15 protein-coding genes are annotated in these 15,000 nt (G+C 72.2%); 7 read left to right on the top strand and 8 right to left on the bottom strand.

Features of this window, described 5'->3' with window-relative positions; all coding sequences use genetic code 11:
* Positions 1-1,108 (top strand): stress protein (locus E1285_RS36180; RefSeq protein ID WP_132159098.1); only part of this gene is annotated, 1,108 nt, incomplete at its 5' end.
* Positions 1,109-1,163: 55 nt separating this feature from the next.
* Here E1285_RS36180 and E1285_RS36185 read toward each other — a convergent pair.
* The 5 genes from E1285_RS36185 to E1285_RS36205 all read right to left on the bottom strand — a co-directional run bounded on the left by E1285_RS36185 (position 1,164) and on the right by E1285_RS36205 (position 6,083).
* The gene (locus E1285_RS36185; protein WP_243723284.1) at positions 1,164-2,039 is read right to left on the bottom strand and encodes a glutamate ABC transporter substrate-binding protein; all 876 of its coding nucleotides are present in this window, start codon (positions 2,037-2,039) and stop codon (positions 1,164-1,166) included.
* 24 nt (positions 2,040-2,063) lie between these two features.
* Positions 2,064-3,491: a hypothetical protein gene (locus E1285_RS36190; protein ID WP_132159099.1), complete on the bottom strand. Its 1,428-nt coding sequence runs from the start codon at positions 3,489-3,491 to the stop codon at positions 2,064-2,066.
* 84 nt (positions 3,492-3,575) lie between these two features.
* A complete protein-coding gene (locus E1285_RS36195; protein ID WP_132159100.1) occupies positions 3,576-4,862 on the bottom strand; it encodes a DUF6596 domain-containing protein in 1,287 nt (428 codons plus the stop codon).
* Between the two features lie 84 nt (positions 4,863-4,946).
* On the bottom strand, positions 4,947-5,366 hold the full coding sequence (locus E1285_RS36200; protein ID WP_132159101.1) for a YciI family protein: 420 nt from the start codon (positions 5,364-5,366) through the stop codon (positions 4,947-4,949).
* A 135-nt stretch (positions 5,367-5,501) separates the two neighbouring features.
* On the bottom strand, positions 5,502-6,083 hold the full coding sequence (locus tag E1285_RS36205; RefSeq protein WP_207947082.1) for a TetR/AcrR family transcriptional regulator: 582 nt from the start codon (positions 6,081-6,083) through the stop codon (positions 5,502-5,504).
* Between the two features lie 217 nt (positions 6,084-6,300).
* Here E1285_RS36205 and E1285_RS36210 point away from each other — a divergent pair, with 217 nt between their 5' ends.
* Positions 6,301-7,377: a dihydrodipicolinate reductase gene (locus E1285_RS36210; protein ID WP_132159103.1), complete on the top strand. Its 1,077-nt coding sequence runs from the start codon at positions 6,301-6,303 to the stop codon at positions 7,375-7,377.
* A 92-nt stretch (positions 7,378-7,469) separates the two neighbouring features.
* On the opposite strand, the gene E1285_RS36215 is transcribed toward E1285_RS36210, so the two are convergent.
* Both E1285_RS36215 and E1285_RS36220 read right to left on the bottom strand, forming a co-directional pair.
* The gene (locus E1285_RS36215; RefSeq protein ID WP_132159104.1) at positions 7,470-7,814 is read right to left on the bottom strand and encodes a winged helix-turn-helix domain-containing protein; all 345 of its coding nucleotides are present in this window, start codon (positions 7,812-7,814) and stop codon (positions 7,470-7,472) included.
* A 24-nt stretch (positions 7,815-7,838) separates the two neighbouring features.
* Positions 7,839-9,224 (bottom strand): tannase/feruloyl esterase family alpha/beta hydrolase, encoded by a 1,386-nt coding sequence (locus E1285_RS36220; RefSeq protein ID WP_132159105.1) that lies wholly within the window; start codon positions 9,222-9,224, stop codon positions 7,839-7,841.
* Positions 9,225-9,574: 350 nt separating this feature from the next.
* On the opposite strand from E1285_RS36220, the gene E1285_RS36225 reads away from it, so the two are divergent.
* The 5 genes from E1285_RS36225 to E1285_RS36245 all read left to right on the top strand — a co-directional run bounded on the left by E1285_RS36225 (position 9,575) and on the right by E1285_RS36245 (position 14,284).
* A complete protein-coding gene (locus E1285_RS36225) occupies positions 9,575-10,390 on the top strand; it encodes an ABC transporter ATP-binding protein (protein WP_132159106.1) in 816 nt (271 codons plus the stop codon).
* Positions 10,377-11,096 (top strand): ABC transporter ATP-binding protein, encoded by a 720-nt coding sequence (locus tag E1285_RS36230; RefSeq protein ID WP_132159107.1) that lies wholly within the window; start codon positions 10,377-10,379, stop codon positions 11,094-11,096. The genes E1285_RS36225 and E1285_RS36230 overlap by 14 nt, the downstream gene beginning before the upstream one ends.
* 72 nt (positions 11,097-11,168) lie before the next feature.
* Positions 11,169-12,407 (top strand): ABC transporter substrate-binding protein, encoded by a 1,239-nt coding sequence (locus E1285_RS36235; protein ID WP_132159108.1) that lies wholly within the window; start codon positions 11,169-11,171, stop codon positions 12,405-12,407.
* A gap of 12 nt (positions 12,408-12,419) precedes the next feature.
* Positions 12,420-13,283 carry a branched-chain amino acid ABC transporter permease gene (locus tag E1285_RS36240; protein WP_132159109.1) on the top strand — a complete coding sequence of 288 codons (864 nt, stop codon included), beginning with the start codon at positions 12,420-12,422 and terminating at the stop codon, positions 13,281-13,283.
* On the top strand, positions 13,280-14,284 hold the full coding sequence (locus E1285_RS36245; protein WP_132159110.1) for a branched-chain amino acid ABC transporter permease: 1,005 nt from the start codon (positions 13,280-13,282) through the stop codon (positions 14,282-14,284). Before E1285_RS36240 ends, E1285_RS36245 begins: the two co-directional genes overlap by 4 nt.
* A 5-nt stretch (positions 14,285-14,289) precedes the next feature.
* On the opposite strand, the gene E1285_RS36250 is transcribed toward E1285_RS36245, so the two are convergent.
* Positions 14,290-15,000: helix-turn-helix domain-containing protein (locus E1285_RS36250; RefSeq protein WP_132159111.1), on the bottom strand; the 711-nt coding region annotated here is incomplete at its 5' end.

The following is a 15,000-nucleotide window of genomic DNA, read 5'->3' on the forward strand; positions in this document are numbered from 1 at the left end:
GCCGGTCCCCCCGCCCGCACAGCCGGCTCCCCCGCCCGCGCAGGGGGTCCCGGAGCCGCGGCCGGCGCCCGCCCCGCAGGCGCCGTCCACCTCCGAGGTCGGATACCTCGAACGCTGCTGGCTGGTCTGGGAGGACGCCAGCCGGTCGCTGGCCTCCTTCCGCTCCGCCACCGAGCACGCGCTGACGCTCCGCAACGAGGAGATCGCCGGGCGGGTGCCGCGCGGGCGCTTCGACCAGCTGATGGCGGCGGCCAACGACCGCCTGCGCGCCGACGCCGGGCAGCTGCGCGACGAGCTGACCCGGGTGGAGCCGCATGTCACCGCGGAGGTCGCCCCGTTCGACGCGCCGTCCTGGCTGACCTGGCGGCCGCGCACCGACCTGGCCGAGGGGGTGCTGGTGGGCCGGCTGTCCACCGCCGAGCTGCCCGAGCTGCGGATCCCGCTCGTCCTGCGGGTGCCCTGGCGGCGCGGCGTGTGGCTCTCGTCGGGCACGGTGCCCGGCGACTCGGCCGCCTTCGCCTGGTCGCTGGCCACCCGTTTCCTGGCCGCCGTCCCGCCCGGCCTGGCCGGGCTGGAGGTGATCGACGCCGCGGGCCTGTCGGGCGCCGGCTGGCTGCAGGGGTTCGACCCGATGACCAGCGTGCAGCTGCTGGGCGGCGGGGTGGCGACCGGGCCGGCGGCGGCCGAGCGGCTCCGGCGCCTGCTCGACCTGGTGGACCTGCGCCGGATCGGCGGCCAGGACAGCGACCTGCCCGCGGCGGCCGGCGGCCCGCCGGTGCGGCTGGTCGTGATCCTCGACGCGGGCGCCGCGCTCGCGGGGGAGGACGCGCACCAGATCCTGCGCCTGGTCGAGGACGGCCCGCTGGTCGGAGTCCCGGTGCTGCTGGTGGAGACCGACACGCCGGCGGACGAGTCGGTGCGCGTCATGCGGGTCCGGCAGTCCTGCAACAACCTCTCCTCCAGCGAGGGCGCCATAGCCGACTCGTGGGTGGGCACCGACTGGACTCTCACCCCGGAGACCCTCCCGGACACCGCGGGCGGCACGCGCGCCCCGGCCCTGCTCACCCACGTCCTCGACGCCCACGCCCGCTCCCTCGCCTCCGACTGAGCGGGCGCGCGGGGCCGGGCGTGCGCGGGCCCGGGCGTGTGCAGGGAGGGGCGGGTCAGGAGCAGCCCTCGAACTGGGGGACGGTGGTGGTGACCTCGAAGCCGGGGGCCGCGAACCAACGGCCGAGCAGGGTCTCGGCCGTCCCGTTCTGGTACATCCCGGTCAGGATCCGGTTGACGGCCTTGCAGCCCTCCAGGTCGCCCTTGCGCAGGCCGATGCCGTAGCGCTCGTCGGAGAACGGCGCGTTGACCATGCTCACACCGGCGCTGACGCCGGCGCCGGTGGCGGCCGCGAACCCGGCGAGGATCAGGTCGTCGGTGGACACCGCGTCCAGGCGCCCGCCTGTCAGCGCCTTGACGCACTCGCTGTAGGAGCCCGCCTTGACCAGCGTGGCGTCCACCCTCAGCTGCTCGGTCACCCGCCGCCAGGAGTTGGACCCGGGCACCTGGCAGAGCCTCTTGCCCTCAAGGTCGCGCACCTTCCTGATGGAGCGTTCTCCCTGCCGGACGAGGATGTCCTGGTGCGCGACGTAGTACGGCCCGGCGAAGGTGACCTCTTCCTTGCGCTCCGGGGTGATGGAGTAGGTCGCGACCACCAGGTCGACCTTGCCGTCCTTGAGCGCGTTCTCACGTTCGTCCGTGGAGATCGGCCGGAGGGTCAGCTCGTCCGGCGGGACTCCGAGGCGGCCGGCGACGTAGGTCGCGACGTCGACGTCGAAACCCTCCAGCTCGTCCTCCGCGGTCCGCAGGGACAGGCCCGGCTGGTCGTCCTTGACGCCGATCACGAGTTCGTCCTGGCCGGTGATCGACGGTCCCTCGTCGGCCCCGTGCACCAGCGGGGCGGCCACCAGGGCCGTCACCAGGACCAGGGCGGCCAGGACGGCGAGAACGGCCGTGGTGTCGCGGGAAAGGTCGCTTCGGGGGGCGTGCACGGTCGGCTCCCGGTTCTCGGTGTCTCAGCGGTATTCCGACAGGCGCGGCCAGACCCCGGCCACGATGAGGGCCGCGATCGCCAGCGTCGCGGCGGCGGGCAGCCACGTCCACGGCTCCAGGGCCCGGTCGCCGCCGGCGACGGCCCGGCCCTTGAGGAACTCGTGGTGGCTGATCCGGGCGTCGAAGTCCTCGTCGAGGTGCCGGAAGTAGACATTGGGCAGGTACGGCCAGCGCGGCTCCATGTGGGCCCGGAGGCCGCGCTGGGCGCCGTCCTCCGCCACCGTCGGGATCATCCATGCCGTCGTCTGGTAGGTGTGGTAGCCCTTCAGCAGTTCGTCCCTGCCGCCCTCGGCGTCCCAGTCCACCCACGCTCCGTTCCGGGAACCGAAGAGCCCGCCGACGTCCGGGCCGCGTTCGTCCGTGCCCAACCGGCTGCCCAGCTCGTCGATGTAGGTCTCCGGCCTCGTCGCCCCCGGTATGTACAGGAGCTTCTGGGACTTCTCCAGGTACATCTGGTCGTAGCGGTCGGTGTCGGCCGGGTCCAGGAGCAGCCGTCCCCGGTCGGTGTGCAGGCCCTGGGCGATCGCCCTCGCGCGGGTGAGCTGCAGGACGGGGTCGAATCCCGCGGTCTTGACGGCCCGCATGTGGTCCGCCTCGGTGGCCAGCAGCGACGCTCCCGACACGGTCAGCGCCAGCGTCCCGGCGAGCGCGGCGGCGAGCGGCACGCTGAGCAGGCGCCTGAAGCGCCGGGCCAGGAAGATCTGCAGTGCCCCCAGCGCGGCCATGAGCGCCAGCCCGGCCCCCACCACCCGGAGCCATCCCGCCTCCACGGCGGCGTGCTTCTCCCGGTAGGCCGCGTCGACGTCGGCCGTACCGTCCAGGGTCAGGTTGTACGCCTTCGGCAGCAGGTTCCCCGTCATCAGCGCGTTCGCCGCCCGGTACTTCTGGACGGCGTCCCGCCCCAGCGCCACCGCGGGACGGCCCTCCCGCCGCCCGGCCTCCATGGCCGCCTGAACCTGCTGGTCGTAGGCGTGCAGCCCGTCCAGGACCGACTGCACGGTCTGCCCGCGCACCGGGTCGCCCCGCGTCAGCCGCGCGGCCTCCAGCGCGGCCCGCTGCGCGTCCTCCCGGCGGATGTCGTAGACGTACCTGGGGCTGCCGCGCTCGCAGTCCGAGCCCTCCGCGCCGGGGTCGCACAGCCAGCCCTCCTCGCCCCCGGCCAGCAGCACGCCGGTCACCTGCGCGTCCATGTCGCTGAGCGCGAGGTACATGTCGGCGGTGGCCACCACCATGGGGCCCTCGCGGTGGCCCACCGCGTCCAGCCCTTCGCGGGCGTCACCGGCGCCCACCGTCAGCACGGTGAACAGCACGGTGAGCGCCACCGCCGCCAGGGCGGTCAGGGCCCGGACTCGACCCGCGACGGTACGGAGACCAGAGAGCTTGGAGGGCACGCTCGGTTCTTCTCCTTCGGGGGGCGCCTCGGACCGGCATCCAGTCTCGGGGGCCCAGCCGCTCCCGGCAAGATCGTTACCCGTTCAGCCGAGGGCGTCGAGCTTGGGTCTCAGCACCGCCCGCTCGCGCTCGTTGGCGGCGGCCCGCAGGGCGTGTTCCAGTTCGGCGCGCGCCTCGCCGGTGCGTCCCAGGCGGGTGAGGAGCTCCCCGCGGACGCTGGGCAGCAGATGCGAGTCCGGCAACGCGTCCCCGGCCACGAGCCCGTCCACGATCGGCAGCGCGGCCGCCGGTCCTTGCGCCATGGAGACCGCCACCGCGCGGTTGAGTTCGACGACCGGGGACGGGGCGAGCCGGCCCAGCGCCTCGTAGATGAGGACGATGCGCTCCCAGTTCGTCGCCTCGACCGACGGCGCGGCGGCGTGGCATTCGGCGATCGCCGCCTGCAGGCCGTAGGCGCCCAGACCCCGGCCGGCCTGCTCCGCGCGGGCCAGGGCGGCCCGGCCGCGGCGGATCGCGGAGCGGTCCCAGCGTCCGCGGTCCTGGTGCTCCAGCAGCACCGGCTCGCCGTCCCGCCCGGTGCGGGCGGGGAACCGGGCCGCGGTCAGCTCCAGCAGCGCCAGCAGCCCGTGGACCTCCGGCTCGTCCGGCATCAGCCGGGCCACCACGCGGGCGAGGCGCTGCGCCTCGGCGGCGAGATCGAACCGGATCAGGTCATGGCCGGAACTGGCCGAGGACCCTTCGGTGAAGATCAGGTAGATCGCGCTGAGCACCGAGCCGAGCCGTTCGCTCCTGTCCCGGCCCACCGGGACCTCGAACGGCACCCGCGCCGCCTCCAGGGTCTTCTTGGCCCGGGTGATGCGGGCCTGCACGGTGGCGGTCGGCACCAGGAACGCCTTGGCGATCTCGTCGCTGGTCAGGCCGCCCACCACCCGCAGCGTGAGCGCCACCCGCGCCTCCCGCGACAGCACGGGATGGCACGAGATGAACATCAGCGCGAGCATGTCGTCGTCGATCTGGTCCGGGTCCCACAGCACGTCCTCGGCCTCCCTGACCGGATCGGCGGGCGCGCTGCCCGAGGCGACGCCGCCCTCGCCCAGGTCGCGGGCGAGAGCGGCGTACCTGTCGTCGCGGACCGAACGCCGCCGGAACGCGTCGATCGCGCGCCGCCGGCCGACGGTGAGCAACCATCCCGCCCGGTTGCGGGGGACGCCGTCGCGCGGCCAGGTCACCAGCGCCTCGGCCAGCGCCTCCTGCGCGAGGTCCTCGGCCAGCGCGAAGTCGCCGGTGTAGCGCGCGAGCGCACCGACGATCCGCGCGGACTCGATCCGCCAGACGGCGGCGACGGCCTCACGCCCGCTGTGATCGCCCATGCCGCCCCGTCCCGCTCGGAGTCATCCGTTCGCTCCGCTCAGAGTCATCCGTTCGCTCCGCTCAGAGTCATCCGTTCGCTCCGCTCAGAGCTGCCCGGTCGCCTCGCGCCACGCCCGCTCCTTCTTGATCCACTCGTTGTCCTGCGGGAACTCGTCGATCGTGGTGACGCGGCGGATCTCGGTCTTGAAGCCCGGCCCGGCCATCGGCGACCGCTTGGCCCACTCGACGGCCTCCTCCTTGGAGGCCACGTTGAGGATGTAGAACCCGCCGAACAGCTCCTTGGTCTCGCCGTACGGGCCGTCGGTTACCACGGGCGGGTCGGCGGAGTAGTCGACGACCACGCCCTCGGCGGCGTCGTCGAGCCCCTCCGCGGCCAGCAGCACTCCGGCCTCGATCATCTCCTGGTTGTACTCGCCGATGGTCGCGAGCATCTCGGTGAAGTCGATCTCGCCCATCCCCGCGAAGGCCTCGTCGCTGGCGCGCATGATCAGCATGTACTTCATGGTTCCGTCTCCCTCGGTGGTCCGGGCCCCTCTCCGGAGCCTCTACCCCTAGGTCGAACGGCCGGCGACGCCGATCGACACGACCACGGAACTTTTTCTCTGAGATGTACGGACGGGAGGTTCGGGCGCGGCGAGCTAGGTTCGCGGTTCGCCGTCGGCCAGCCGGGTGTGGCCGGTGACGAAGGCCGTGATGTCGCGGCCCACCACCTCGGCGAAGCCGCGGTCGCCGTACTCGCCGGCGGCCCAGTGCCGGGTGCCGCTCTCCAGGAGTGCCTGGGCACCCCGCGCCACGTGCAGTACGTCCATGCCGGATGGGAGTTTGCCGTCCGCCCTGGCACGCTCGAGCAGTTCGAGCAACAGGAACCTGCTCGCGTGGTGGTCGTCCGAGCGGCCCTCCGCCAGAGCCCGCTGCTCAGCCCGGTGGCCCTCCAGGGTGACCTCGATGATCAGTTGCGGAGGGTTGCGGCGCATCGTCCGCTCCAGCGTGGCCAGGACCGCGACGATCACGTCCGGCAGGTCGTAGGGCCGGGCGACGAGCTCACGCCACTTCTCCCGCGCCTCCCGGACGGACAGGAACCCGGCCTCCAGAAGGGCGTCCTCCTTGCGCGGGAAGTAGAAGTAGAACAGCGCCTTGGAGACCCCGGCGGCCTTGCAGATGTCGGCCACGGTGGTGTCGGCGTACCCCTTCGTCCGCCACAGCGCGATCGCGGCGTGCACCAGCGCGCGCCTGGTCTCCCGCGAGCGCGGCTGTGTCAGATTCGTCCGGCGCTGACCTTGGTCAGCACGAGCCCCGCCGTGCGATGCCGCCGATTCGTCCATCACATCGCGCAGAATACCGGCCTCACCGACTCCCGAAAAATGTTGACCATGGTCAAAATTCAGGCTTAGTGTCGGGACACCGCTCTTCGGGGCGATCCCGCAACTGGGAGGCACAGTGGAACGCACGTCCGACCGACCCATTCGCGTGGTCCAGTGGACGACCGGCAACGTCGGGCGCCAGTCGATCGCGGCCATCGCCGAGCGTCCCGATCTGGAACTCGTCGGCGTCTACGCCTTCGGCAAGGAGAAGGCGGGCCGGGACGCCGGTGAGCTGGCCGGCCTCGGCCGCCCGCTCGGCGTCCTCGCCACCGACGACATCGAGGCGATCATCGGGCTCGCTCCGGACTGCGTCCTCTACATGCCGCTCCATCCCGACGTAGGGCATCTGGAACGGCTGCTGCGGGCGGGTGTCAACGTCCTCACGACGGCTTCGTTCCTCACCGGGCGCGCCTACGGTGAACCGGCCCGCGCGGCCCTCGACGGGGCCGCCCGCGCGGGGGGCGCCAGCCTGTTCGGCAGCGGCGTCAACCCCGGCTACGCCGACCAGCTGGCCGCGGTCGCGTCCGGGGTGTGCCGCCAGGTCGACTACGTCAAAGTCATCGAGTCGTTCGACATCGGCATGTGGGCGGGGGACGCTAACCAGGACGGGCTGGGCTGGGGCCGTCCGGCGGGAGATCCCGGGCACGCCGACGACGTCAGAAAGGCGACGGCCCCCTTCGGCGACGCCGTCGAGGCCCTCGCCGAACTGCTCGGCACCGCGATCGACGACGTCCGCTGCGAGGTCGGCTTCGCCCACGCGACGAAGGACCTGGACATCCCCGGGCGCCCGGTCCGGAGCGGAACCGTCGCCGGGCTGGACGTCAGGTGGTTCGGTGTCTCCGCCGGCGCGGACGTCGTGGAGGCGCACGTCCGCTGGACGGTGACGGGGGAACTCGACCCCGCGTGGGAGATCGCCATGGCCTACCTCATCGAGGTACGCGGCCACCCGCAGGTCAACCTGCGTGTGGAGGTCCTGCCTCAGGACTTCACGTCGATGAGCATGGAGGACATGCTCGCCATCGGCTCGGTCATCACCGCGATGCCCGTCGTGAACGCCATCCCCGCCGTGTGCGCCGCGCGCCCCGGCATAGTCACCTACGCGGACCTGCCCACCCAGTCGTCCCGCCGCATCCCCGGCGCGAGCACGGCGTGACGCCCCGGGCCGGACGGCCCACGACCGATCGGGCATGACCGATCGGCAAGGCCGCGGGCGCGGGTGAGATCCACCGCCGTGCCGCAGACCGGTCAGCCGATGGAGTCGGCCGACGGAGCGGGCGCCGGTGTCACCGGCGGCAGTTCGGCCTCGGCGTCCAGGCCCGCGCTCGGCTCGTCCAGGATGAGCAGGTCGGTCCGGTCGCGCAGGAGGGCGCGGGCGAGCGCGTCCGGCACCGCGAGCCGGTAGCCCGACCCCGCGTGCTCGAGCCGGACGCCCGGCCCCACGGCGGTGCGCAGCCACGTCCGGAGCCGGGTCACGGCGCACTGGAGCGCGCGGCGGCTGCCCTTGTCCGCGCCCCAGGCCAGGGTGAGCAGCCGGTCCTCGCCCACGATGTCGCCCGGGGTGAGGAGCAGCGCGCTCAGCAGCGCGCGCACACTCGGACCGGGTAACGGGACGACTCAGCCGATGGAGCAGGAGTTGGCCACGTCACCGGAGGTCTGGCGGGGGACGGTGGCGCTGGGCGGGGGTGCGTCGCCGCCGCGCGGGGCCGTCCAGCGTTCGAGGGCCTCGAACGCCGTCCGCATGCAGGGCAGCAGCGGCCGCATCCGGTCCGGGAACAGGTCGTATTCCAGATCCAGGTGCGAGGCCCCCTCGATGCGGTAGTAGCGGTGCAGCCCGCCGCGGCCCCGCTCACGGATCTTCCCGGCGTACGCGTCGCTGTGGACCTTGATCGGCAGGAGGGTGTCCAGCGTCCCGTGCACCGTGATCATCGGCTTTCCGATGCGGCCGCTGTGGCCGAGCGCCTTCACCGTGCGGTGCACGCTCCGGGGACGTGACCGGTAGCGGTAGTCGGTGTCGCAGCCGGGCGTGCCGCTCTCGCAGTACGGGATGCCCGCCTCCAGGTCGCCGTCGTAGGACGGGTCGACCTCCTCGCGGTATATGCGCTGCGTGTTGTCCCAGATGTTCGTGTAGTTGAAGTCCCACAGGAACTCCGAACCCCGGGCGAAGCCTGCCCTCAGCATCGCGGCGTGCGCCCGGCGGTCGCCGGTCGCCTTGTACTCGGGGTAGTTGCGCAGGGCCGCCGGGAGGTAGGTCAGCGCGTTCGGTCCGTCGTCGCGCGGCCAGTACGTGCCTTCGCTGTCGATGCCGCCGTCGTACAGCTCCGGGTGGTTCTCCAGCGCCCAGCGCACCAGCTGGCCGCCGTTGGAGATGCCCGCCGCGTACGTCCTGCGCGGGGCCCTTCTGTAGTGGCGGGCCACGGTCGCCTTGGCGGCCACGGTGAGCTGGGTCATCCGGTGGTACCACTCCCGGATGGCGTCCCCGGGACGCCTGCCGTCCGTGTAGAACTCGTTCCCGTTGTTGCCCTTGTCGGTCGAGGCGAACGCGTACCCCTTGGCCAGCACCCAGTCGGAGATGGTGAAGTCGTTGGCGTACTGGCGGCGGGTACCCGGCGCCCCGGAGACCACGAGCCCGCCGTTCCAGTCCTCCGGAAGCCGGATCACGAACTGGGAGTCGTGGTTCCAGCCGTGGGTGGTGTTGAGCGTCGAGCCGTCCCGGAAGTAGCCGTCGATCTGGATTCCCGGGATCCCGCTCGGGTTCCGGGTGGCGGCCGCGTGCAGTCCCGTCCACTGTGCGGGGTCGGTGTGGCCCGACGCGACCGTGCCGGCGGTGGTCAGGTCGTCCAGGCAGGCGGTGACCAGCCGCTGCGCTCCGGGGACGTGGACCCTGTCCATGCGGAGGCAGCGGGTGTCGGCCTGCGCCGCCGGAACGGCGGTCACCAGAGTGGCCGCCAGGAACGTCACCGCGGCCGCCGAGAAGACGGATGATCTGCCGAGAATGGCCATGTGGGCTCCCTTGGGGGGCGGGAACGGCTGGAACTGGACGCCATGCTGTGCGACCGCCGATGTGCGCGGCCACGTCGGCGGACACCACTGTTGACCGGCTTCCTGTGGTGGATGCGTCCATCGGCTCCGGCAACGGGATTCGATCGGCCCGCCTCAGTAGCCCGGTCCGCCCCGATCTGCCGTTCCGGCCGGACGCGCGGTGTGGGAGTCGTTCATATCGCGCCGTTCGAATGTGTGTTTCGGTCGCCTGTCCGCTCGGCCGGGCGGCGACTTAGCGTTCACGGTCACGGCGTCCCGGGTCGGCCCGGATCACGCCGGTCGCTGGTGACGATGACGCGTGAGGAGGGCGCATGGAAGGAGGGCCCACCGAAGGCGGGCAGGTGAGCGGCCCCGCGGACGTCCCCGTGCTGAGGGCGCGGGGCCTCGTCAGGGAGTTCCGCGGCTTCCGGGCCGTGGACGGCGTGGACCTGGACGTGGCCGAAGGCGGCGTGCACGCGCTGGTCGGCCCCAACGGAGCCGGCAAGACCACCCTTTTCAACCTGCTCACCGGCTTCCTGAAACCGACCGCGGGCAGCATCCTGCTGGCGGACGGCCGAACGGACGGCAAGGAGCTGGCCGGGCGCAGTCCCGAGGTGATCAGCCGCCTTGGGCTGGCGCGCTCGTTCCAGATCACCAGCCTGTTCCCCGAGCTGACCCCGCGCAGGCACGTGGAACTGGCGCTGGCGAGCCGCACCGGCCTGGGATGGCGCTTCTGGCTCTCGGACCGCAGGCTCGACCGCTTCGCCGGCCGCTCGGCCGAGCTGCTCGACCAGGTCGGGCTCGCCGGCCAGGACGCCGTCGCCGCGGGCTCCCTGTCGTACGGGCGCAAACGCGCGCTGGAGCTGGCGCTGGCCCTCGCGCTCGACCCGAAGGTGCTGCTGCTCGACGAGCCGACCGCCGGGATGGGCATGGAGGACGTGGACCGCACCATCGAGCTCATCCGCGGGATACGCGCGGGCCGCACCGTCGTCCTCGTCGAGCACAACATGAACGTGGTCGCCAGCCTCGCCGACCGGGTGACCGTCCTTCAGCGCGGCACGGTGCTGGCCGAGGGGCCGTACGCCGAGATCCGGCATGACCCGCGCGTCGTCACCGCCTACCTCGGAGACGCCCATGCTGCGAGTTGACCGCCTGTCGGCGTGGTACGGCGAGGCGCAGGCCCTGCGCGAGGCGTCCATGCGGGTCGGCGAGGGCGAGATCGTCACGCTCGCCGGCCGCAACGGCGCGGGCAAGACCACGCTGCTGCGCTGCCTGATGGGACTGCACGCCTCGTACGGCCGGACCACGGGCGTGATCTCGCTGTCCGGCGAGGACGTCACCGGCCTCGCCCCCCACCGCAGGGCCCGCCGCGGCCTGGGTTTCGTGCCGGACGACCGGGGCGTGTACGCCACCCTCTCGGTCGAGGAGAACCTGACGCTCCCGCCGAGGCGGAAGGCCGCGGGGCCGGGCGGTCCGGAGCCGTGGTCGCTGGAGCGGGTGTACGAGACGTTCCCGATGCTGCGGGAGCGGCGCAGGTTCCCCGGGACGAAGCTGTCGGGCGGCGAGCAGCAGATGCTCGCGCTCGCCCGGGTGCTGCGGACGGGTGCCCGGCTGCTGCTGTGCGACGAGCCCACCGAGGGCCTGTCGCCCCTGATCGTCGCCCAGATCGGCGAGATCCTCCGCGAGGTCAAGGCGGCAGGGGTCACCGTCCTGCTGGTCGAGCAGAACCTGCACTTCGCGGTCACCGTCGCCGACCGCCACTATCTGCTCGCCGAGGGCCGGATCGTCGAGTCGCTCGGCAACGACCAGGTCCGCGAACGCGAGCACGAGCTACTCGAATACCTCGGCATCTGAACCACCTCGGCCTCTGACGCCCCGAAGCAGACGATTTCGAAGCCAGACGATCTTGGAGACAGAGGAGACCTGATGAAGCTCACGGGTTGGGCCGGCGGCCTCGCCGCCGCCGGGCTGCTGCTGGCCGCGTGCGGGGGCGGGCCGTCCGGCGGCGGCGGCGCGATCAGCGACGACAAGATCGTCCTGGCCGTCATGAACGACCAGTCGGGCATCTACGCCGAGACCTCCGGCCGCAAGTCGGTCGAGGCGGTGGAGATGGCGGTGGCGGACTTCAAGGCCAAGTACGGCGACGACGCGGTGACCGACAGCATCGAGGTCCTGTCGGCCGACCACCAGAACAAGCCGGAGATCGCCAACTCCAAGGCGCAGGAGCTCTACGACCGGCAGCGGGCCGACGTGATCCTGGACGTGCCGACCTCCTCCGCCGCGTTCGCCGTCGCCAACATCGCCAAGAACAAGAAGAAGGTGTTCATCGACGTCGGCGCCGCGAGCACCGAGCTGACGGGCAAGCAGTGCAACAAGTACACCTTCCACTACGGCTACAACAGCTACATGCTCGCCCACGGCACCGGTACGGAGGTGACCAGGGACGGTACGGAGAACTGGTACATCATCTACCCGGACTACGCGTTCGGGGACGACATGCAGAAGACCTTCACGAAGGCGATCGAGGCCGCCGGCGGCGGTGTGGTCGACACCGATCCGACGAAGTTCCCCAACGACAACTTCGCCACGTTCCTGCTCAAGGCGCCGGGTCTCGACCCGAAGCCGGAGGTGCTCGGAACCATGCACGCCGGCGGTGACCTGATCAACTTGGTGAAGCAGTACAACGAGTACAAGCTCAGGGACAAGGGCGTCAGCCTGGCGGTCGGGCTCCTGGTCATCAGCGATATCAGGTCGCTCGGCCCGGACGCCCTCGCCGGAACCCGCTACACCGACATGTGGTACTGGAACCTCGACGGCAAGGCCCGTGCCTGGGCGGACAAGTTCCAGGCGAAGGCCGGGCAGCGGCCGACCTCGAACATGGCCGGCAACTACTCGGCCGCCCTGCAGTACCTGGAGGCCGTGCAGCGCGGCGGCACCGACGAGTCCGGCGAGGTGGTCGGGCAGCTGGAAGGGCACCGGTTCGAGGACGTCTTCGCCCGCAACGCCACCATCCGCGCCCAGGACCACCTGCTGCTGCACGACGCGTACCTGGGGCAGGTGAAACCGTCCAGCGAGGTCGAGGAGGAGTGGGACTACGTGAAGATCCTCAAGACGATCCCGGCGGCCGAGGCGTTCCAGAAGCCCGACGCGGCCTGCAAGCTCTGAGGCGGCCCGCGCATGCTCCAGCAGGCGTTCAACGGCCTGGTGGGCGGGGCGTTCTACGCCCTGCTCGCCCTCGGCCTGTCCGTCATCTTCGGGATGCTGCACGTGGTCAACCTCGCCCATGGCGCGTTCTACATGCTCGGCGCGTTCGGGGCGTTCATCGCGCTCGACTCGTTCGGGCTGAACTTCTGGGTGTCGCTGCTGCTGGTGCCGCCGCTGCTCGGGGTGGCCGGGGTCATCCTGGAACGGTTGTTCATCCGGCGGCTCACGCCGCTGGACCCGCTCTACAACCTCCTGTTCACCTTCGGGCTGGGGCTGATCCTGCAGGACGTCGTGAAGCGGGAGTACGGGGTCAGTTCCCAGCCGTACCCGCGGCCGTCCGGGCTGAACGGCACGATCGACCTGGGGCTGTTCACCTATCCCGCCTACCAGGTGTTCGTGCTGGCGATATCGGCCGTGGTGTGCCTCGCGGTGTGGCTCGTCCTCACCAGGACCCGCGTCGGGATGATCGTCCGGGCGTCGACCGAACGCCCCGAGCTGACGCGGGGGCTGGGCGTCGACGTCGGCCGGTGGGTGACCCCGGTGTTCGGCTTCGGGGTCGCGCTGGCCGCGTTCGCCGGGGTGCTGGCCGCGCCGATGCGGGCGATCAACCCGCTGATGGGCGCCGACCTGATCATCACCGTGTTCGCCGTCGTGGTGATCGGCGGCCTCGGCTCGGTGTTCGGCTCGGTGACCGCGGGCTTCGCCATCGGGCTCGTGTCGGCGCTGGGGAACCTGTACGTCCCGGCGCTCTCCCAGACCCTCGTGTTCATCCTCATGGCCGTCGTGCTGCTGTGGCGGCCGGCCGGGCTGTTCGGACGCGAGGAGGCGTTCCGATGATCCTCACCAGACTGGCCCGCTCGGGCCGGGGCGGGACCGTGCTCCTGGTGGCCGGGCTCACCGCCGCCCTCGCCCTGCCCTGGATGATCTACCCGCCGGTGGCGATGGACATCGCCTGCTGGGCCCTGTTCGCCGCGGCGGTGGACCTGCTGCTGGGCTTCACCGGGCTGCTGTCGTTCGGGCACGCCGCGTTCTGGGGCGGCTCGGCCTACTGCACCGGCCTCATCGCGGTGCACACCGGGATGCCGTTCCCGGTCGCGATCCTGGGCGGCGCGGCCTTCGCGGCGCTGCTGGCGCTCCCCATCGGCTTCCTGTCGGTCCGGCTGACCGGCATCTACTTCGCGATGGTCACCCTGGCCTTCGCCCAGATGATCTACTTCGTCGCCAACCAGTGGCGGGACGTCACGGGCGGGGAGAACGGGCTGCAGGGCATCCCCCGGGAGCTGTTCGGCCTCGACCTGTCCGAGCCGTTCTACTTCTACTACGCGGGCCTGCCGTTCGTGCTGGCGGGGCTGCTGGCCGCCTGGCGCATCGTCCGCTCGCCGTTCGGCCGGGTGCTGGTGTCCATCCGCGACAATCCCGCCCGCGCACGCGCCCTCGGCTACCCCGTCGACCGCTACAGGCTGCTGGCCTTCATCCTGTCCGCCGCGCTCGCCGGGACGGCCGGCGGCGTGTTCGCCATCGGCCACGGCTTCGCCTCGCTCGAAGGGGTCTACTGGACGACCTCGGGGCAGGCCGTGATGATGGTCATCCTCGGCGGCATCGGCACGCTGTGGGGCGGTGCCATCGGCGCGGCCCTGATCGTCCTGCTCCAGGACTACCTGGCCACGGCCGGCTTCGAGGAGACCGGCATCGTCACGGGCCTGATCTTCATCGTGATCGTGCTGCTGTTCCGCCGGGGCGTCTGGGGGACGGCCCGCGACCTGCCGGCCCTCCGGCGCGGGCCCGCCCCGTCCGGCGACGAGGCCGAGGCGAGCAGGCCCGTCGACGCGCAGGTCTGAGCGGCTCAGCCCCGCGGGTCCTGGAGATGGGGGTTCTGGAGATGGTGCAGCCGGAGCGCCAGCTGGATCTCCAGGGCCCGGCCGGGTTCCTGCCAGCCCTCGCCGAGGAGGCGGCCGACGCGGTTCAGCCGCTGGTTGACCGTGTTGACGTGGATGTGCAGGCGCTCGGCCGTCCGGGACAGGCTGCCCCCGGCGCCGAAGTAGCCCTCGACCGTCCGCACGAGGGACGTCCCCCGGCGGGCGTCGTAGTCGAGGACCGGGCCGAGCGTCGCCCGCAGGAAACCGGCGACATCGCGGTCCGCGCCGATCAGCAGGCCGACGAAGCCCAGCTCGCGGGCGTCCGCGCCGGCGTTGCGGTGGCCGAGGGCCAGCAGCGCGTCGGCGCAGCGCCGCGCCTCCCGGTAGGCGGCGGCGACCCCGCCCGGATCGCGCAGCGGCCCGGCCGCGCCGACCGTGACCGGTGACGCCAGCGCGGCTCCCAGCTCCGTGGCGACCCGCTGCGCCGTCTCGCCGGGCTCGTCGCCCGGCAGCAGCAGGACGACCTCCTCGCCGCGGGCCGCCGCCAGGCCGTGCGAGACCGCGGCGCGCGAGGCCGCCCAGAACGCGGCGCGCCCGCGATGCTCCGGCGAGCCGCAGCGGGCCGACAGCACGACGTGGGGGGCCTCCAGGTCCAGGTTCACCCGGCGGGCCCGCGCCTGGAACGCTCCCTCCCCGTC

The organism is Actinomadura sp. 7K507 (genome assembly GCF_004348425.1).
In the GTDB taxonomy this organism is placed as follows: Bacteria; Actinomycetota; Actinomycetes; order Streptosporangiales; family Streptosporangiaceae; genus Spirillospora.

Excerpts from the sequence above, each read along its gene's own strand:
- E1285_RS36200 (WP_132159101.1), bottom strand. The coding sequence starts at position 5,366 with ATGAAGTACATGCTGATCATGCGCGCCAGCGACGAGGCCTTCGCGGGG.
- E1285_RS36240 (WP_132159109.1), top strand. The coding sequence starts at position 12,420 with ATGCTCCAGCAGGCGTTCAACGGCCTGGTGGGCGGGGCGTTCTACGCC.
- E1285_RS36235 (WP_132159108.1), top strand. The coding sequence starts at position 11,169 with ATGAAGCTCACGGGTTGGGCCGGCGGCCTCGCCGCCGCCGGGCTGCTG.
- E1285_RS36245 (WP_132159110.1), top strand. The coding sequence starts at position 13,280 with ATGATCCTCACCAGACTGGCCCGCTCGGGCCGGGGCGGGACCGTGCTC.
- E1285_RS36220 (WP_132159105.1), bottom strand. The coding sequence starts at position 9,224 with ATGGCCATTCTCGGCAGATCATCCGTCTTCTCGGCGGCCGCGGTGACG.
- E1285_RS36225 (WP_132159106.1), top strand. The coding sequence starts at position 9,575 with ATGGAAGGAGGGCCCACCGAAGGCGGGCAGGTGAGCGGCCCCGCGGAC.
- E1285_RS36195 (WP_132159100.1), bottom strand. The coding sequence starts at position 4,862 with ATGGGCGATCACAGCGGGCGTGAGGCCGTCGCCGCCGTCTGGCGGATC.
- E1285_RS36230 (WP_132159107.1), top strand. The coding sequence starts at position 10,377 with ATGCTGCGAGTTGACCGCCTGTCGGCGTGGTACGGCGAGGCGCAGGCC.